This window comes from Kribbella sp. CA-245084 (assembly GCF_050942355.1).
Classification (GTDB): domain Bacteria; phylum Actinomycetota; class Actinomycetes; order Propionibacteriales; family Kribbellaceae; genus Kribbella.
On record NZ_CP192053.1, the window covers coordinates 507,124 to 526,097 of the forward strand.

Below are 18,974 nucleotides of genomic sequence, written 5' to 3' on the forward strand. Positions count from 1 at the left end.
GTCTGCGTGGCACGCCGCCGTACCCCGGGCGGCAGTCGCCGAAACCCAGGTGCTCGGCCATCGTGGATCAAATTTTCCGGCAGAGAGAGGCGTCGCCTGAATGAACGCGACTAGCGTCGACGAGGAGTTCAACCCGTCGGTGCACGTGTACGAACCACACAAGGTCGGCCTGCCGGCCATGCGCCCGTACTTCAAGGCGCTGTGGCAGCGGAGAGAGTTCGCAGCGGAGATGTCCCGGACCAACATCCGGGGTGCCCACACGAACACCTTCTTCGGTCAGGTGTGGCTGGTGCTGAACCCGCTGCTGCTGGCTCTGGTCTACTACCTGCTCACCGACATCATCGCCGGTGGCGCAACGAAGGTGGACGCCGGACTGCGGTTCGCTCACATGTGCGGCGGCCTGTTCGCCTTCTACTACTTCTCGGGTGCGATGACGGCCGGTGCGGCCAGCGTCGTCGGCGGCGGCAAGCTGCTGATGAACCAGTCGTTCCCGCGGATGCTGCTCCCGCTGTCCGCGGTGCGGACGGCGTTCTTCCGCTTCCTGCCCACGCTGGTCGTGTACCTCGCGATCCACGTGATCGTGGGGCAGAAGCTGCACTGGCAGATGCTGCTGGCGCCGGTGTTCCTGGTCCTGCTGACGATCTTCGCGGCCGGCATGGGCATGATCTTCGCCGCGCTGCAGGTGTACTTCCGCGACACCACCAGCTTCCTGCCGTACTTCGTGCGGATCTGGCTGTACATGTCGCCGGTGCTCTGGTTCGCCGAGCAGGCGCCGGCGAAGTTCAAGGGCTTCATCCAGTACAACCCGCTCTACTCGTTGCTGGGCGGCTGGACCGACCTGCTGGTCAAGGGCCACGTCCCGGAGTGGAAGATGTGGGCGGGAGCCCTGGTGTTCGCGGGCGCGGCGTTCGTGATCGGCTCGTTGTTCTTCATGTCGAGGGAGCGTGAGTTCGTTGTCCGTCTCTGAGACCGAGAAGAAGCCGATGCAGAAGAGTCAGTCCGGTGTGACGGCCGTCAAGGTGCAGGACGTGTCGATCACGTACCGCACCACGTTCGAGCGGGTGCCGACCTTCAAGAGCGCGATCATCCGGCTCGGCCGCGGCGAGCGCGCAGTACGCGAGGTCAAGGCCGTCCAGAACGTGTCCTTCGACGTCAACCACGGCACCACGATCGGCATCATCGGCGCGAACGGCGCCGGCAAGTCGACGCTGATGCGCGCGGTGGCCGGCATCCTGCCGCCGACGTCGGGCCGGATCGAGGTGCACGGCCGGGTCTCCACGCTGCTGTCGCTGGGCGTCGGCTTCAACGCCGCGCTGTCCGGCAAGGAGAACGTGGTGCTGGGCGGCCTGGCGGCCGGCCTGAGCCGCAAGGAGATCGAGGCGCGGTACGAGGAGATCGCCGAGTTCGCCGAGCTCGGTGACTTCATGGAGATGCCGATGCGGACGTACTCGTCCGGCATGTTCAGCCGGCTGGCGTTCTCCGTCGCGGTGCACATGGACCCGGACATCCTGCTGATCGACGAGGCCTTGTCCGCCGGTGACGCGTCCTTCAAGACGAAGGCCGCGGCCAAGATGGGCGAGCTGGTCTCGAACAGCCGGACGATGTTCCTGGTCAGCCACGCGATGAGCAGCGTCCGCGAGATGTGCAACGACTGCATCTGGCTGCACAAGGGCAAGTTGATGATGCGCGGCGAGCCCAACGAGGTCATCCAGGCCTACACCAAGTTCCTGCAGGTCGGGGAAGAAGAAGCCGTCTCACTCGAGGACCTCTGAGCGATGTCACCCAGCACGGCGCCGGACGTGGGGATCATCACGACCGGTCACGACGTGGCCGACGCGCGCCTGCACAAGATCACCGCGGCCCTGCAGAAGCTCGACCTCACGGTCGAGCTCTGGGGTCTCGGTGAGGCGAGCGGCGGGCCTGCGGGTGCGGTCGTACACGCCGGGCCGCGCGGCACGATGGTGCAGCGGCTGGCCCGGACCGCCGTGCTGCCGTGGCGGACCAAGGCGAGGGTGGTGATGACGGTCGATCCGGACATGATCCCGATCGCCCGTCTCGTCACCGGCCTGCGGCGGCGCAAGCTGGTCGTCGACGTCCACGAGGACTACGAACGACTGCTGGCCGACCGCGCCTGGGCCAAGGGCCCGGCCGGCCTGCCGGCCCGGTTGATCGTTCGCGCCGGTTCGAAGCTGGCCGCGGGCGCCGACCTGACCGTGGTCGCCGACTCGCACCTGGCGCCGCACCAGGCAAAGCACCGCTTGGTGGTCCAGAACCTTCCTGACCACGGCTTCCTGGCTCCGGCCCCCGCGACCGGCACACCGCGCGCTGTGTACGTCGGTGACCTGCGGGCCAGCCGTGGGCTGTTCGACATGGTCGAGACCGTCGCTGCGGCGCCGGAGTGGTCTCTCGACCTGGTCGGCCCGGTCGCACCGTCGGACCGGGACAAGCTCGAAGCCCGGATCCAGGAGCCTGAGCTGGCCGGCCGCGTCCGGCTGCACGGACGCCAGCCACCCGCGGACGCCTGGCGGATCGCACAGGGTGCCTGGGCGAGCCTGGCCATGCTGCAGCCGACCCCGGCGTTCATCGAAGCGATGCCGTCCAAGATCTACGAGTACCTCGCCAGCGGTCTTCCCGTGCTCTCCACCCGGCTGCCCCGGCAGACCAGGGTGATCGAGGAGTCCGGCGGCGGAGTCCTGGTGGACTCGGTGGCGGAGGCCGCCGAGACCTTGCGGCGCTGGTCCGCGGACCCCGGTGAGCTGGAGAAGTTGCACGACCATGCACTGCAGTGGGCGGCTGAGCACCTGCCGACCAACACGCCGTACGACGACCTGGCCGACGCGATTCTCAATCTTTTAAGAGGAAGTGCATGACCGACCGCCCTCACCTGCTGTACGTCGCCTGGGGCTTTCCGCCCTGCCGGGGCGGCGGTGTCTACCGGGCACTGGCCACGGCCAACCGGTTCGCCGCGCTCGGCTGGAAGGTGACCGTGCTGACGGCCGACCGCGACACGTTCTTCCGGTTCACCGGTGCGGACCTGACTCTCGAGGAGCGGGTCGACCCGTCCGTCGAGGTCGTCCGGGTGCCGTTCGAGTGGCCGATCCTCGAAGCCGATCTGCGCAAGTGGTCCAAGCGCCGGGCGCAGAACCCGAAGCTGTGGAGCAAGTGGCGCACCAAGCAGGACCAGATCCCGTTCCCGGAGACCGGGTACGGGCCTTGGCGCTCGGTGCTCGAGAAGGCCGCCGAGCAGATCCACAAGGCGCACAAGGTCGACCTGACCGTCGCCACCGCGAACCCGCATGTCGCGTTCACCGCGGCGTACCACCTGCACAAGAAGTTCCAGGTGCCGTACGTGATGGACTACCGCGACGCGTGGCTGCTGGACGTGTTCACCGGCGACCGGCTGCACGAGCCGAACAGCCGCGCGGCCAAGTGGGAGAAGAAGCTGGTCGATTCCGCTCGCGAGGTCTGGTTCGTCAACGACCCGATCAAGGAGTGGCACGAGAAGCTCTACCCGGCGCACGCGTCGAAGATGCACACGGTCGCGAACGGGTTCGACCCCGACCTGGTGCCGGATACCCAGGACCGCGGTGCGGTCACGGATCGCCCGCTGGTCTTCGGGTACGTCGGCACGGTGTCGCCGAAGGTGCCGCTGGCCGACTTCGTCGAGGGCTGGAAGCTCGCCAAGGAGCAGTCCGCGGAGCTGGCCGGCGCGAAGGCCAAGATCTACGGCTACCTCGGGTACTACGCACAGCCGCGGGCCGACATGCTCGCGACGATCAACAGCGCCTCCGAGGCCGGGGTCAGCTACGAGGGCCCGGTCGGCAAGGCCGAGATCGCCAAGGCGTACGACGAGTTCGACGCCCAGCTGCTGATGCTGGGCAAGGGGCGGTACGTGACCAGCGGCAAGGTGTTCGAGTACCTCGCGACCGGGCTGCCGGTTGTGTCGGTGCACGACCCGGAGAACGCGGCGTCCGACGTACTGCGGGGTCATCCGTTGTGGTTCCCGGTGTCGGACGTGACGCCCGAGGCGATCGCGGCGGCGCTGGTCGAGGCGGCGCACGCGGCGCGGACCGCGGACGAGGGGATCCGGGCGAAGGCGCGTGAGTTCGGTGCGTCGTACCGGCGGGACCTGCAGCTGGATCCGCGGATCGAGTCGCTGGCTGCGTCTGTGAAGGGGGTTGCGGCATGAACGCCGTCGTACTGCTGTCCACGCGGCGGCTTCCGCCGACGTACTTCGACCAGGTCCGCGAGGACCTCGGCGACCAGAACATCACCATCGACGTCGTCGGCTGGGTAGCCCCGTCCGCGTGGGTCGCTGACAAGGTCAACACCTTCACCCTCATCGGCCCCGGCCGGATGCCCGCCCAACCGGCGCCCGAGCCGGAGCCGGCTGTCGAAGCATCCGACGAAGCCCCGGACGCCGTCATCGCGCCTGAAGCGGTCGCAGCCCCAGAGACAGTCGTCGCCGACGAGGCGAAGATCGCCCCGGCTGCCGCTGAGGTCGCCGCCGCAGGCAGCTCCTCCGCAGCGCCGAGCGCCGCTGCGCCGACTGCAGCTCCTGCTGCGGCGAAGCCGCGGCCTACTGGGGCCAAGCGCGTGGTGAAGGCGGTTGAGTGGCGGGCTCGGAAGGCGCGGAAGGTTGCTGGGCGGATGTTGCCTAAGGCAATTAAGGCGTCGGCGCCGGTGAAGTTCCTGCGCGGGCAGCGGGCGACGAACGATCTCGGTAAGAACTACTGGGAGCGCGTGCTCAGCCGGCGTGACGTGATGGCGACCATCGACAAGGCCGACGTGGTCGTGGCGCTGGATGCCGGTGCGATCTGGGCCGGCTGGAACCTCGGCCAGCGGAAGGCGAGCACCCCGGTGGTGCTCGGTCTGCCGGCCGCCCGCCGTGAGTTCGACCAGTTGAAGGCACCAGCAGGTAATGGGTGACACGACGACGATGAGTATCCGCGAGCACCTGCCGGCGCCGCTGGCCCGGACCGCGGGAGCGGTCCGGCGGCGGCTCCGGGGCTTGCGGTACTCGTTCACGCAGCTGCCGGCGTTCCCGCCGGCAGCGACGACGCCGGTGCGGATGTGGGTCGGACCGACCAACTCCGCCGGTCAGGGCCACGCCTGGGCACAGGCTGCTCTGACTCTGCCCGACGTCAGCGCCGTCTCGTTCACCCTGCAACGCAAAGGTCAGTTCGAGTTCAAGAACGACTACGGCGTACCGCTGGCCTGGTTCGGCCAGAAGCGCTGGCAGCGCGCCCAGCAGCAGCACATCCTCTCGAACTACACGCACGTGATGGTCGAGTCCCTGCGCCCGGTCTTCGGCTCCCGCGGGTACGCCGACGCATCCCCCGACATCGAGGCGATGCTCGCGAAGGGCACCAACGTCTCGCTGCTCTTCCACGGCTCCGACATCCGCCTGCCCAGCCGGCACGCGAAGCGCGAGCGCTGGTCGCCGTTCAGTCCGGGTGACGAGCTGACCGAGCGGCTGGAGGCACAGGCCCGCCGGCACGCCGAGCTCGTCGAGTCGCTGAACCTTCCGGTCTTCGTCTCCACGGTCGACCTGCTGGACGACGTACCGAACGCGCAGTGGCTTCCGGTCGCGATCGACCCGGCGCCCTGGCAGCAGGCGGCGCGGCCGCTGTTCGGCCACGACAAGCCGGTCGTCGCTCACGTTCCGTCGAACGCGAAGCTCAAGGGCACCGAGGAGATCGACGCCGTCCTCACCGCATTGCACGACAGCGGACAGATCGAGTACCGCCGCATCACCGGCGTACCGCACAGCGGCATGCCGGCCGTGATCGGCGACGCCGACATCGTTGTCGACCAACTCCGGATCGGTCTGTACGGCGTGGCGGCCGCTGAAGCCCTCGCCGCCGGGCGGATCGTCGTTTCGTACGTCGGTGACGGCGTGCGCGAGCGTGTGCGTAGTCTGGCCGGGCGAGAGGTGCCGATCGTGGAGGCGGATCCCGACACCCTGGGTGATGTCGTCAGCGGTCTGATCGCCGATCGTGACGCCGCCGCCGAGCGGGCGGCTGCCGGTCCGGGCTTCGTGACGGAGCTGCACGACGGACGCCGCTCGGCCGAAGTACTGAAACCCTGGCTGACCCAGAAGGAGACCCTGTGACGTCCCGCATCGCGCCGTCCGCCGACGTCGACGACAGCGCCAAGATCGGCGACGGTTCGTCGGTCTGGCACCTCGCGCAGATCCGCGAGAACGCCGTCCTCGGCAAGAACTGCATCGTCGGCCGCGGCGCGTACGTCGGGACCGGGGTCCAGATGGGCGACAACTGCAAGATCCAGAACTATGCGCTGGTGTACGAGCCCGCCTCGCTCGAGGACGGTGTGTTCATCGGACCGGCCGTCGTGCTCACCAACGACTACTTCCCGCGCGCGGTGAACCCGGACGGTTCGCCGAAGAGCGGGCACGACTGGGAACCGGTCGGGGTGACGATGAAACAGGGCTGCTCGCTCGGTGCGCGCAGCGTCTGCGTGGCCCCGGTCACCATCGGTCGCTGGGCCACTGTCGCCGCCGGTGCGGTGGTGACCAAGGACGTGCCAGACTTCGCGCTGGTCGCCGGGGTTCCGGCTCGTCGGCTCAAGTGGGTCGGCAAGGCCGGAGTTCCGCTGCTCGACGTCGGGAACGGCGAGTGGAAGTGCCCGAACACGGGCGAGATGTACATCGAAACCGACGGGCGGCTGCGGCCGGCCGAAGAAAATCTGGAGGAGAACTGATGGTGCAGCCGATTCCGGCCGCGAAGCCGATCATCGGGAAGGAGGAGCGCGAGGCCGTCGACCGTGTCATGCAGTCCGGCATGCTGGCCCAGGGCCCCGAGGTAGCGGCGTTCGAGCAGGAGTTCGGCGCAGCGCTGGTCTCCGGCCGTGCGTGCGTCGCGACGAACTCGGGCACGTCGGGTCTCCACCTCGGCCTGCTGGCCGCGGGCGTCGGACCGGGTGACGAGGTCATCGTCCCGTCCTTCACCTTCGCCGCCACCGCGAACAGCGTCGCGCTGACCGGCGCCACCCCGGTGTTCGTCGACATCGAGCCGACGTACTTCTGCCTGGACCCGAAGGCGGTCGAGGCAGCGATCACCGAGAAGACCAAGGCCGTCATGCCGGTGCACCTGTTCGGTCACCCGGCCAACATGACCGCGCTGCAGGCGATCGCCGACAAGCACGGCATCCAGATCTACGAGGACGCCGCGCAGGCCCACGGCGCCACCTGGAACGGCGCGCCGGTCGGTAGCTTCGGCGAGTTCGCGATGTTCAGCCTCTACCCGACCAAGAACATGACGTCGGGTGAGGGCGGCATGAACTCGGTCGCGAACGCCGACATCGAGCGCCGGATGCGGCTGTTCCGCAACCAGGGCATGCTCAAGCAGTACGAGAACGAGGTCGTCGGCCTGAACAACCGGATGACCGACCTGCACGCCGCCATCGGCCGGGTGCAGCTGACCAAGGTCGGCGGCTGGACGAAGCAGCGGCAGGAGAACGCGGCCTTCCTGGACGCGAACCTCGCCGGTGTCGGCATCCCGGCCGTGGCCGACGAGGCCAGCCACGTGTACCACCAGTACACGATCCGCGTGACCGAGGACCGCGACGGCTTCGCCAACGCGCTGCGGACGGAGTACGGCGTCGGCTGCGGCGTGTACTACCCGATCCCGAACCACCGGCTCCCCTCGTTCCAGCGCGAGCTGGACCTGCCGGAGACCGAGAAGGCCGCGGCCGAGGTGCTCTCGCTGCCGGTCCACCCCTCGCTGTCCGAGGATGACCTGAACCGGATCGTGGCCGCGGTGAACACCGTGGCGAAGGCGGGTGCGTGACCATGGCGAACCTGCGTGCGGGCCTGATCGGCCTGGGCATGATGGGACGGCACCACGCTCGCGTGCTGGCCTCCCTCGAGGGCGTCGACCTGGTCGCGGTCGCCGACCCGGGCGGTGACAAGTTCAACGTGGCCGGCGGTCGTCCGGTGCACGAGAACATCGAGCAGCTGATCGCCGAGAAGCTCGACTACTGCATGGTCGCGGTGCCGACGCAGTACCACGCCGAGATCGCGAAGTCGCTGGCCGAGGCCGGCGTGCACGCGATGATCGAGAAGCCGCTGGCCGGCTCCTCGTCCGAGGCGACCGAGATCGCGAAGGCGTTCGAGGCGGCCGGACTGGTCGGCGCGGTCGGTCACATCGAGCGGTACAACCCGGCGCTGCAGGCGCTGCGGGTGCGCCTCGAGGCCGGCGAGCTGGGCGACATCTACCAGATCACCACGCGTCGCCAGGGCCCGTTCCCGGCGCGCATCGCCGACGTCGGCGTGGTGCTCGACCTGGCCACCCACGACATCGACCTGACCGCCTGGGTGACGCAGTCGCCGTTCGTCACGGTGTCCGCGCAGAGCGCGCACAAGTCGGGCCGGCAGTACGAGGACCTGATCGCGGTGACCGGCAAGCTGGCCGACGGCACCGTCACCAGCCACCTGGTCAACTGGCTGTCCCCGATGAAGGAGCGTCTCACCGTCGTCACGGGTGAGAAGGGCGCCTTCATCGCCGACACCCTGACGGCCGACCTGTCGTTCCACGCGAACGGCACCGTGCAGACCGCGTGGGACGACGTCGCGCACTTCCGCGGTGTCAGCGAGGGCGACATGATCCGGTACGCGATCAGCAAGCCTGAGCCGCTGAAGACCGAGCACGAGGCCTTCCGGGACGCCGTCCTGGGCAAGGAAGCCGACATCGTCACGCTGCAGCAGGGTCTGACCACCGTCGCGGTGGCCGAGGCCGTGATCCAGTCTGCGGCCGAGGATCGAACCATCAAGGTCGCCGGGGAGTCTGCTTAACCATGAAGGTTCTGAGTGTTGTCGGGGCTCGCCCACAGTTCGTGAAGCTGGCGCCCGTCGCGGAGGCTTTTGCCGCGACGGAGCACCAGCACGTGATCGTGCACACCGGGCAGCACTACGACAAGAACATGTCCGACGTGTTCTTCGCCGACCTGCGGATCCCGGCCCCGGACGTCCACCTGGGCGTCGGGTCCGGGAGCCACGGCGTCCAGACCGGCGCGATGCTGGCTGCGATGGACGCCGTACTGGACGAGCACAAGCCGGACTGGGTGCTGGTGTACGGCGACACGAACTCGACGCTCGCCGGCACGCTGTCCGCGGTGAAGATGCACCTGCCGGTCGCGCACCTCGAGGCCGGACTGCGCTCGTTCAACCGGGCGATGCCCGAGGAGCACAACCGGGTGCTGACCGATCACGCGGCCGACCTGCTGCTCGCGCCGACCCAGGTCGCGATGGACCACCTGGCGAACGAGGGCCTGAAGGACAAGTCCCGCCTGGTCGGCGACGTCATGACCGACGTCTGCTTCCGGGTCCGCGACGCGGTGCAGGACAAGCCGCTGGACCTCCCGTTCAAGCAGGGCGAGTACGTCGTCTCGACCATCCACCGGGCCGAGAACACCGACGACCCGGCGCGACTGGCCGGCATTGTCGACGGTCTGGCGGCGGCCGGTTCGCCGGTGCTGCTGCTGGCCCACCCCCGCCTGGTCGCGAAATGTGCGGAGCACGGCATCAAGCTGGAGCGTCCGGACGGTTCGCTGCACGTCCGCGAGCCGCTGGCCTACCCGGAGATGGTCGCGGCCGTCCTCGGTTCGGCCGGTGTGGTGACGGACTCCGGCGGTCTCCAGAAGGAGGCCTTCCTGCTCGGCCGGGTGTGCACCACGCTGCGCACCGAGACCGAGTGGGTCGAGACGCTGGACGACGGGTGGAACGTGTTGACATCCGACGTGAGTAAGCTGCCCGAGTTGGCCGCACGGCCGGCTCCCACGGGGGAACGCCCGATGCCCTACGGCGACGGCCACGCTGCTGAGCGTGTCGTAGCCACTCTCGCGGAGTAACTACATGACGAAGGCCGCCGAAGAGAACCAAACGCCGTCGACCCAGGAGCTGCCTGGGTCGACAGATGTGGGGACCCCGCCGCCCGGCGCGCCTGTCAGTGCCTTCCCCGGGGAGTCCGGCACACCGCCGGCCTCCCGCGTGGGACGGTTGCCACGAGTCGAGTCGCTCACCGGCCTGCGCTGGTGGGCGGCCTTCTTCGTGTTCTGCCACCACATGACCAACCTGGCGCCGCTGCCGATCTTCGACTTCCTGAAGTTCGGCACCTCCGGCGTCACGTTCTTCTTCGTCCTGTCCGGCTTCGTGCTCACCTGGTCTGCCCAGAAGGGCACAAAGATCCGGACATTCTACCGGCGCCGGTTCGCCCGGATCTTCCCGCTGTACTTCCTCACCCTGATCCTCGCGTTCTTCGTCTTCTACCGGGTCGACCCGCCGGCCGGGATGTCCTGGATCAAGCCGATCTCGATCAGCGTGCTGCTGCTGTCGACATTCCTGCTGCACGGCTGGTCGAACAACCCGACCGTCCTGTACGGCGGCAACCCGGCGGGCTGGACGCTGTCGGTCGAGGCGTTCTTCTACGCGTACTTCCCGTTCGTCTGGCGGGCCACGCAGCGGCTGAAGACGGCCGGCGGCCTGATCCTCTGCGTCACGGTGATCGTGGTGGGCGGTGCGTACCGACTGGCGCTGTTCCATCACAAGGACGTCGTACCGATCCTGCCGCAACCGATCCTGCATTCGGTGGCGTTCCTGTTCGGTATCGGCCTGGCGATCTCGCTGCGGTCCGGCTGGAAGCCGCGGATCCCGGTGTGGTTCGCGTTCCTGGTCACCGGCGGCGGTCTGTACATCCTCTGGTACTCCGGTGTGCACGCGGCCACGTTCCCGGGCGCGATCACCATGGGCCTGTGCCAGAAGGAGATTCTGACCTTCCTGTACGGCTTCCTGATCCTCGCGGTCGCGTCCCGCGACACCCGCGGCGGCCGGTCGCTGCTGCGCAGCAAGCCGATGGTCGCGCTCGGCCAATGGTCCTACGCCTTCTACCTGGTGCACGCCACGATCCTGTACGCGATCAAGGAGCACCACGGTGTGGCCGGCCCGATCGGCTGGTCCAACCTGACGTGGTACGCCGGTGTCCTCGTCCTCTCGATCATTGCCTCGTGGCTGCTCTACAAGTTCGTCGAGCACCCGCTGGAACGGAAGCTCCGGGGCCCCCGATGAAGAATCACTACCTAGTGGAGAACCTGTGCGTGTCAGTGTTGTTGCCTTAGGCAAGATCGGACTGCCGTTGGCGGTCCAGTTCGCGTCCAAGGGTCATCAGGTCGTCGGCGTCGACATCAACGAGAAGTTCGTCGAGATGGTGAACGCCGGCAAGGAGCCGTTCCCGGGTGAGGCCCACCTGCAGGAGTTGCTCGCCGAGACCGTGGCCGACGGCCGTCTGCGGGCGACCACGGACTACGCGGACGCCATCCCGAACAGCGACGCGGTCGTCGTGGTCGTGCCGCTGTTCGTCGACGAGAAGACCGGCGAGCCCGAGTTCGGCTGGATGGAGAACGCGACCCGTTCGCTGTCCGAGCACCTGAGCCCCGGCACCCTGGTCAGCTACGAGACGACGCTCCCGGTCGGCACCACCCGCAACCGGTGGAAGCCGATGATCGAGGAGATCTCCGGTCTGACCGAGGGCACCGACTTCCACCTGGTGTTCTCCCCGGAGCGGGTCCTCACCGGCCGGGTCTTCGCGGACCTGCGCAAGTACCCGAAGCTGGTCGGCGGTCTGTCCGAGGAGGGCGCGAAGCGCGCCATCGCCTTCTACGAGGCGGTGCTGGACTTCGACGAGCGTCCCGACCTGCCGCGGGCGAACGGCGTCTGGGACCTCGGTTCCGCCGAGGCGTCGGAGCTGGCGAAGCTGGCCGAGACCACCTACCGCGACGTGAACATCGGCCTGGCGAACCAGTTCGCCCGGTTCGCCGGCGAGAACGGCATCGACGTACATGCCGTCATCGAGGCGTCGAACTCGCAGCCGTACAGCCACATCCACCGGCCCGGTATCGCGGTCGGCGGCCACTGCATCCCGGTCTACCCGCGGCTGTACCTGTGGACCGACCCGGAGGCAACCGTTGTCCGGGCCGCCCGCGAGGCGAACGCCGGTATGCCGGACTACACCATCGGCCTGCTCGAGGGCGCCTTCGGCGAGCTGAAGGGCGCGAAGGTGGTCGTGCTCGGCGCGGCGTACCGTGGTGGCGTGAAGGAGACGGCGTTCTCCGGAGTCTTCCCGGCGGTCGAGGCGCTCAAGGCGCGCGGCGCCGAGGTGTCCGTGCACGACCCGCTGTACACCGACGAGGAGCTCCAGGGGCTCGGCTTCACGCCGTACACGCTGGGTACTCCGGTCGACGCGGCCGTGCTGCAGGCGGACCACGCGGACTACGCGCAGCTGAGCCCGGCAGACCTGCCCGGCGTCCAGGTGCTCGTCGACGGTCGTGACCGCACCGACCCAGCACGCTGGGCGGGTGTCCGTCGGATTGTGATCGGAAGGTCGGTCAGCCAGTGACAACTGCCGACCTGCGGGTCGTGATGATGGTCGCGAACGACGTCACCAACGACAGTAGGGTCCGCAAAGAGGCCGCAGCACTGGCCGAGACCGGAGCAGAGGTAACTGTGCTCGGGGTCTCGGCCAGCGGCCTGCCGTCGAGGGAGATGCTCGACGGCGCGCTGATCGTCCGGGTGGCGGTGCCGTTCGCACTGCGTGAGGAACGGAAACGAAGCCGTACGGCGCGACGCAACTGGCGTCCGCCGTTGGTGGGGTACAAGTACCGCGCAAGCTACGTGGCGCGCAGCGAACGGATCCAGGCCGAGCTGAAGGAGCTCAAGGCCGACTCCGGGCATGCGATCGCGCGGGCGAAAGCGGGCCAGGGAAATCCGCTCAAGTTCAAGGCCGGCGTCGGCACCCGCCTGCTCCGCCGGGCGCGCTGGAAGGCCGCCGAGCGGGCCAGCTGGGTCCGCAAGGGCGTGGGCAACAAGGCCGATGCGCCGTTCAAGTTCAGCTGGCGGGCGTACGACGGTGTGCTGCACCGGCTGCCCTGGCCGGCGCCGTGGCGCAAGCTGCACCCTGAGGCGCTGGACCTGGAGGTCGCGTTCGGCGACCTGATCGACCGCCTCGAGCCGGACGTGGTGCACGCGCACGACATGCACGTGATCGGTGTCGCCACCCGCGCCGCCGGCCGCGCGAAGCTGCGTGGCCGCACGCTGAAGGTGGTCTACGACGCGCACGAGTACGTCGCGGGCCTCTCGCAGTACGGCGCGCGCACCCGGCGTTCGATCGCGGCCTGGGCGAACCACGAGCGCGAGTACATCGGCGACGTCGACCGGGTGATCACCGTCAGCCCGGCGATCGCGACCCGGCTGCAGGCCGAGCACAAGCTCAAGCTCAAGCCGACCGTCGTGATGAACACGCCGAACCCTGCTGATGTGTCGGTCGAGGTGTCCGACATCCGCAGCCAGATCGGCCTGGCTCCCGACGTACCGCTGCTGGTTTACAGCGGAGGGGTGACGCGCGCGCGTGGCATCCACACCGCCGTACAGGCGCTGGTCGACCTGCCGGACGTGCACCTGGCCGTTGTGTGCGTGCCCGGTGTGGCGACGGACGCCGTACGCGCGCTGCAGACGCAGGCTGTGCAGCTCGGGGTGCAGGACCGTCTGCACTGCCTGGACCCGGTCGGGCCGGACGAGGTGGTGGCGTTCCTGCGTACTGCGGACGTCGGGCTGATCCCGATCCTGCGGTACCCGAGCCACGAGATGGCGTTGCCGAACAAGCTGTTCGAGTACGCGTTCGCCGGTCTGCCGGTAGTGGTCAGCGACATGCCGAGCATGAAGGAGTTCGTCGACCGCACGCGCATCGGCGAGGTCTTCACCGCCGAGGACACCAGGGACCTCGCGGCCAAGGTTCGGGCGGTGCTCGCGGACCTCGACAGCTACCGCGAGCGGGTCGCGGACCCGGTGTACCAGCAGGAGGTGTCCTGGGCCGGCCAGGCTGCCAACCTGCGCGCGCTGTACGGCGAGCTCACCGGGCGTCAGCTGGACGTCGTCCGCCGGGGCGGGCCAGTGGAGAAGAAGCGGCCGCACCTGCTGATCGGTCCGGTCAACAGCGCCGGCCAGGCCTGGCTGTGGGCGACCGCGGTCGAGCGCGAGGTGCCGGACGTCAAGGTCGAGTCGCTGACCACGGGCAGCGGCACGTTCGATTTCAAGGTGCACCGCACCGGGACCTACAAGCAGTACCGGACCGACCTGCGCTGGCAGCTCGAGCTGACCGCGTACGCGTTGCGCGAGGTCACCCACGTGCTGTTCGAGGCGGGCCGGCCGATGTTCGGTCAGCTCCGCGGGCAGATGTGGACCACCGACGTACCGATCCTCGAGCAGGCCGGGATCAAGCACGGCGTGCTGTTCCACGGCTCGGAGATTCGCGACCCGGCCATGCACCGGGCGCGCTACCGGTACTCCCCGTTCCGCAACCCCGACGACGAGCTGACCCAGCGGCTGCAGTCCGGCAACGACAACATGCGCCGGCACCTGCAGGGGTACGACGGCCCGGTCTACGTCACCACGCCGGACCTGCTGGAGTTCGTCGAGAACGGCATCTGGATCCCGCTGGCGGTCGACGTCGAGGGATTCGCGTCGAATCGGCCGGTGCTCGAGCGCGAGGTTCCGGTGGTGCTGCACGCGCCGTCGGCCAGCGCGCTCAAGGGCTCGGCGTACGTCGACCCGGTGCTGACCGATCTGGACGCGCGCGGCCTGATCACGTACCAGCGGGTGCAGGGTGTGCCGCACGCGGAGCTGGCCGAGATGGTGAAGGACGCCGACATCGTCGTCGACCAGATGCTGCTCGGTTCGTACGGCGTCTTCGCCTGTGAGGCGATGGCCGCCGGCCGGGTCACCGTCGGCCACATCGCGGACCCGGTCCGGGACCTGCTGCCGAGTGATCTGCCGATCGCCGAGGCGACGCCGGACGACCTGTCCGAGGTGATCGAGCGGCTCGTCAGCGAACGCGACTCAGCCCGGAAGATCGCCGACGCAGGCCCCGGCTACGTCCGGGATCTGCACGACGGACACCGGTCGGTCGAGGTGCTTCGGCCGTTCATCAACAACGAGCTCACCCCACGTGAGGCCGGCGAGTAGGTGCGGATTCTGATGATCGCGCAGTCCCCGATCGCCGGGGACTCGCGGATCCTGCGGGAGGCCACGGCGCTGGCCGCGGCCGGTCACACGCTGCACGTGATCGGCCGCGACGTCCCCTCCGGTTTCGAAGTGGGACCGGGGATCACGGTGGAGTCGGTCTCCCGCTCCTCAGGTCTGCGGAGCGGGAACGGCGGTCTGGCGGTCGGCCACGGGCGGAACGGGCCGAAGGTGCTGGTGCAGCGCTTCGGCCGGTGGCTGCTGTTGCCGGAGCACCGGAACCGCACCGAGAAGCATTGGCGTACCGCTGCGGCTTCGGTTGTGGCTGCGGCGGGGCCTGTTGATGTCGTGCACGCGCATGACTTCAACACGTTGGAGCTTGCCGCGGAGTACGCCGAGAAGTGGTCGGCTTCGCTGGTCTATGACAGCCACGAGCTGTGGTTCGACCGGGCGCTCCCGGGTCGGCCGACGCCGTTGTGGCGGGCGCGCGGGCGGCGGTACGAGGTTTCGCTCGCGTCGCGTGCACGGGTCGTGTTCACGGTGTCCGACGGGATCGCGGAGCGGTTGCGTTCACGCGGGTTGTCCGACGTACGCGTCGTACGGAACACGTTCCCGCGCGCTGACGACGTACCGCCGGCGCCGGATCGGCCGGATGGGCTGTTGTACGCCGGACGCGTCGGCGCCGGCCGGGATCTGCCGACGGTCGTTGCTGCGGCGCGGCAACTGTTGCCGTTCCGAACTGTGTTGATGGGGTCGGTGGATCCCAACTATCGCTTGGATCTGGGCCCGGTGGAGACGGTCGCGGAACGCTCGATCGACGAGGTCGACGACACGCTCCGCACCTACGGCATCTCGCTGGTGACGCTCACGAACACTTGCGAGAACCACCGCCTTGCCCTTCCCAACAAGCTCTTCCACGCGGTCCGCGCCGGCGTTCCGGTCGTCGCCGCCGACCTCCCCGAGCTGCGCGCGGTCGTCACGCAGTACAAGCTCGGCGGGTTGTACGAGCCCGGCAACGCGCAGTCGCTGACCGACGCGGTCCGCTCGGTGATCGACAACTACAGCACCTACACCGACGGCATCCGCAACGCCGCCGCCGAGCTCAACTGGGAGCACGACGCAGCCACCCTCACGGCCGCCTACGCCGAATTCTGACAACCTTTCGTGCTCGCTCTGTATCAGAGTGGGTGAGAGGGGTGGACATGAATCGACGACTGACTGCTTTGGCGGGGTGCGCGGCGCTCGCGCTGACCGCTTTGATGCCCGCGGCTGCACACGCCGCGAAACCTGACCCGACCAAGCCCGGGGCGACGGTGCCGGGTACCAACAAGAAGATCACCCAGGCACAGGCCAACGCCTGCTTCGTCTGGCAGGGTGGTGTGACCGCGAGCGGCGCGCACCACTTCTCCGACCCGACCGCGACGACGCCTCCGACGCTGCCGGACGACTGGACCAGCCCCGGGGTGTACGCGCCCGGCCAGGTCCGCCTGAGCGCGCGGCAGACCATCGAGCCGGACATCTCCGGCACCGACCGCTCCGGGTACGTCGTGATCGGCGACTCGCTCTACTACAGCTACTACCAGGAGTACGGCGACGGCACGATCGACAACAAGTCGCTGAGCCGGGTCGGCGGCGGCTGGGGCAGCTTCACGTTCCTGGAGACCTCGGACTACGAGAGCCCCGACAACGGGACGAAGAAGATCTACCGGTCGACGTCGTACGCGCTGCGCAACGACGGCGTGCTGTACCGCTGGAACATCGGCGAGAAGGGCTGGCGGGCCAGCGGGTCGTACCCGGGCTTCTCGTCCGTCAAGACGATGACGCTGATCGCCAAGACCCCGACGTACGACACCTTCCTCGCGAACACCCGCGGCGGGGCGCTGTACACGATCCGCATCCCGGCTGCGTCTCCGATGAAGCCGATCGTGAAGCAGGTCCGCACACGCACCTGGCAGGGCTTCGAGACGCTGTCGGCGATGGGCTGCGGCCAATACGGCACGCTGCTGCTCGGCATCGACAAGGACACCAAGAAGAACTACCTGTACGCCGTCGGCCACGCGAACGGCCTGTCCACCGTCATCCAATCCCGCGGCGAGGTATCCGGCGACTTCACCGACCCGGTCAACTTCCGCTGGGTAACCATCCCGGTCTACGACACCGCGAACGGCGAATGATGCGTAAGGCGGCAGGATTGACCGGTTTAGCCGGACTCCTCCTGGCCGCGGTGGTGCCGGTGAACGCGCAGGCGACCGGCGCCACCACGACCGCTGCGTGCAACGTCTGGCTGGGATCGGTGGCGGCAACCGGCCTCCAGCGGGAGCTGATGGTGACCGCGAACATCCCGCCGACGATCCAGCAGGGCCAGGACCTGGCGGTCTACAAGCCCGGACAAGTCCGGCTCAGCGCTCGGCAGACGTCTGAGCCCGGACCGGGAGGCACCGACCGCTACGGGTACGTCGTCATCGGCGACGCGCTCTACGAGAGCCGCTACCGCACGGACATGACCGGCGGTCTCGACCCGTCGAACCCGCCCGGCCTCGGCCGGATCGGTGGTGGCTGGACCAACTTCACCGCAATCGAGCTCGCCGACTACGCGAGCCCGGACGGCAGGATCAGCCGCACAGCGTTTTACGGACTGCGCAACGACGGCGTCCTGTTCCGCTGGAACCGGGTGAACGGCGTACTGCGGGCCGGCGGTTCCTATCCGGGATTCGCGTCGGTCAAGTCGATGGCGCTGATCGCGAAGACGCCCACGTACGACACGTTCCTGGCCAACACCCGCGGCGGTGCGCTGTACACGATCCGGATCCCCTCGGCCTCGCCGATGAAGCCGATCGTGACAGCGGTCCGAACCCGCACCTGGCAGGGCTTCGAGACACTCTCGGCGATGGCGTGCGGCAAGAACGGCACACTGCTGCTCGGCATCGACAAGGACACCAAGACCGCCTACCTGTACGCCGTCGGCCACGCCAACGGCACGGCGACCGTGATCCAGTCCCGGGGCCCGGCCCCCGGCACCTTCGACGACCCGGCCTACTTCCGCTGGGCCCCGATCCCACCCTTCGACGTCGCCAACGGCGACTGAGTCGTTCGAGAGTCGAGCCAGGTTTTGGTGGTCGTGTCGGCGGGGGTGTAAGTGAGGACGAACTGGCCGGTGTCGCCCGGGAGCTGGAGGGGCTCCAGGGTGAAGGTTAGGGGGCCGGCCAGTGGATGGTTGAGGGTCTTCGGGCAGTGGGAGCGGTTCTGGACGTCCTGGGAGAGCCAGAAACGCTCGAAGTCGGGGCTGGCGGTGCGGAGTTCCTGGACCAGCGCCGCCAGCTCCGCATCCTCGGCGTACTCCGCCGACGCTCGGCGGAGGAGCGCGACCGCGTCCTCGGCGACGGCTTCCCAGTCCGCGTAGTACGAGCGCGACGAGGGATCCAGGAAGTAGTGCCGGGCGAGGTTTCGTTGCGCTGGATCCTCGAAGTCGGCGATCACCGACAAAGCGGCGGAGTTCCAGGCGAGCACGTTGCTCAGCCGGTCGACGACGATCGCGGGCAGATCCTGCATCGCGTCGAGCATCGCCTTCAGTTGTGGGCGGACCGGGGCCGTCGGAGGTACGGCGGGCGGGGCCGCGCAGGCCAGCGAACGCAGGTGATCGCGCTCCGCCTGATCCATCCGAAGAGCGTCTGCGACGGCAGTGAGCACCGCGACGGAAGGATTTCCGGCGCGACCTTGCTCGAGGCGGATGTAGTAGTCGACGCTCACGTTGGCCAGCAGCGCGACTTCCTCGCGGCGGAGGCCGGTGACGCGACGATCCGGCCCTGGCCGCAACCCGACGTCCTCAGGCCCTACCCGGGCCCGCCTGGTCTGCAGGAACTCTCCCAGTGCACTCACCCGTCCAGTATCCCCAGGGCATTCAATGCACTGGGTGGTACTCCCAGACCTACGGTCGAAGCGGATCTTC

The 18,974-nt window shown here is 68.6% G+C and carries 17 protein-coding genes; 16 read left to right on the plus strand and 1 reads right to left on the minus strand.

Translation table 11 applies throughout. The features are described 5' to 3' along the window. The first annotated feature begins 100 nt into the window (after positions 1-100). The 16 genes from ACQPYH_RS02660 to ACQPYH_RS02735 are packed head-to-tail and all read left to right on the plus strand — an operon-like array spanning position 101 to position 18,113. On the plus strand, positions 101-967 hold the full coding sequence (locus ACQPYH_RS02660; protein ID WP_432886006.1) for an ABC transporter permease: 867 nt from the start codon (positions 101-103) through the stop codon (positions 965-967). After that, entirely contained in the window at positions 954-1,772 is an 819-nt protein-coding gene (locus ACQPYH_RS02665) for an ABC transporter ATP-binding protein (RefSeq protein WP_432886009.1), read from the plus strand. Before ACQPYH_RS02660 ends, ACQPYH_RS02665 begins: the two co-directional genes overlap by 14 nt. A gap of 3 nt (positions 1,773-1,775) precedes the next feature. Continuing rightward, on the plus strand, positions 1,776-2,870 hold the full coding sequence (locus ACQPYH_RS02670) for a glycosyltransferase (RefSeq protein WP_432886012.1): 1,095 nt from the start codon (positions 1,776-1,778) through the stop codon (positions 2,868-2,870). After that, positions 2,867-4,189, plus strand: a complete 1,323-nt coding sequence (locus ACQPYH_RS02675; RefSeq protein ID WP_432886015.1) for a glycosyltransferase — start codon at positions 2,867-2,869, stop codon at positions 4,187-4,189. Before ACQPYH_RS02670 ends, ACQPYH_RS02675 begins: the two co-directional genes overlap by 4 nt. Then, complete coding sequence (locus tag ACQPYH_RS02680) at positions 4,186-4,929, plus strand: hypothetical protein (protein ID WP_432886018.1); 744 nt, start codon at positions 4,186-4,188, stop codon at positions 4,927-4,929. The genes ACQPYH_RS02675 and ACQPYH_RS02680 overlap by 4 nt, the downstream gene beginning before the upstream one ends. A gap of 10 nt (positions 4,930-4,939) precedes the next feature. After that, on the plus strand, positions 4,940-6,115 hold the full coding sequence (locus ACQPYH_RS02685) for a hypothetical protein (RefSeq protein ID WP_432886020.1): 1,176 nt from the start codon (positions 4,940-4,942) through the stop codon (positions 6,113-6,115). After that, a complete protein-coding gene (locus tag ACQPYH_RS02690; RefSeq protein WP_432886022.1) occupies positions 6,112-6,723 on the plus strand; it encodes an acyltransferase in 612 nt (203 codons plus the stop codon). Before ACQPYH_RS02685 ends, ACQPYH_RS02690 begins: the two co-directional genes overlap by 4 nt. Next, positions 6,720-7,811 carry a DegT/DnrJ/EryC1/StrS family aminotransferase gene (locus ACQPYH_RS02695; protein ID WP_432894308.1) on the plus strand — a complete coding sequence of 364 codons (1,092 nt, stop codon included), beginning with the start codon at positions 6,720-6,722 and terminating at the stop codon, positions 7,809-7,811. The genes ACQPYH_RS02690 and ACQPYH_RS02695 overlap by 4 nt, the downstream gene beginning before the upstream one ends. 2 nt (positions 7,812-7,813) lie before the next feature. After that, positions 7,814-8,815, plus strand: a complete 1,002-nt coding sequence (locus ACQPYH_RS02700) for a Gfo/Idh/MocA family protein (RefSeq protein ID WP_432894310.1) — start codon at positions 7,814-7,816, stop codon at positions 8,813-8,815. Between the two features lie 2 nt (positions 8,816-8,817). After that, complete coding sequence (gene wecB / locus ACQPYH_RS02705; protein ID WP_432886024.1) at positions 8,818-9,870, plus strand: non-hydrolyzing UDP-N-acetylglucosamine 2-epimerase; 1,053 nt, start codon at positions 8,818-8,820, stop codon at positions 9,868-9,870. Between the two features lie 4 nt (positions 9,871-9,874). Continuing rightward, a complete protein-coding gene (locus ACQPYH_RS02710; protein ID WP_432886026.1) occupies positions 9,875-11,083 on the plus strand; it encodes an acyltransferase family protein in 1,209 nt (402 codons plus the stop codon). A 25-nt stretch (positions 11,084-11,108) separates the two neighbouring features. Continuing rightward, a complete protein-coding gene (locus tag ACQPYH_RS02715) occupies positions 11,109-12,410 on the plus strand; it encodes a nucleotide sugar dehydrogenase (RefSeq protein ID WP_432886028.1) in 1,302 nt (433 codons plus the stop codon). After that, positions 12,407-15,031: a glycosyltransferase family 4 protein gene (locus tag ACQPYH_RS02720; protein ID WP_432886030.1), complete on the plus strand. Its 2,625-nt coding sequence runs from the start codon at positions 12,407-12,409 to the stop codon at positions 15,029-15,031. The genes ACQPYH_RS02715 and ACQPYH_RS02720 overlap by 4 nt, the downstream gene beginning before the upstream one ends. Positions 15,032-15,043: 12 nt before the next feature. Next, complete coding sequence (locus ACQPYH_RS02725; RefSeq protein WP_432886032.1) at positions 15,044-16,183, plus strand: glycosyltransferase; 1,140 nt, start codon at positions 15,044-15,046, stop codon at positions 16,181-16,183. A 47-nt stretch (positions 16,184-16,230) separates the two neighbouring features. After that, a complete protein-coding gene (locus ACQPYH_RS02730) occupies positions 16,231-17,202 on the plus strand; it encodes a hypothetical protein (RefSeq protein WP_432886034.1) in 972 nt (323 codons plus the stop codon). 17 nt (positions 17,203-17,219) lie between these two features. Continuing rightward, the gene (locus ACQPYH_RS02735; protein ID WP_432886036.1) at positions 17,220-18,113 is read left to right on the plus strand and encodes a hypothetical protein; all 894 of its coding nucleotides are present in this window, start codon (positions 17,220-17,222) and stop codon (positions 18,111-18,113) included. Here ACQPYH_RS02735 and ACQPYH_RS02740 read toward each other — a convergent pair. After that, complete coding sequence (locus tag ACQPYH_RS02740) at positions 18,062-18,904, minus strand: helix-turn-helix transcriptional regulator (RefSeq protein WP_432886037.1); 843 nt, start codon at positions 18,902-18,904, stop codon at positions 18,062-18,064. The two genes, ACQPYH_RS02735 and ACQPYH_RS02740, sit on opposite strands and share 52 nt — an antisense overlap. Positions 18,905-18,974: the final 70 nt, after the last annotated feature.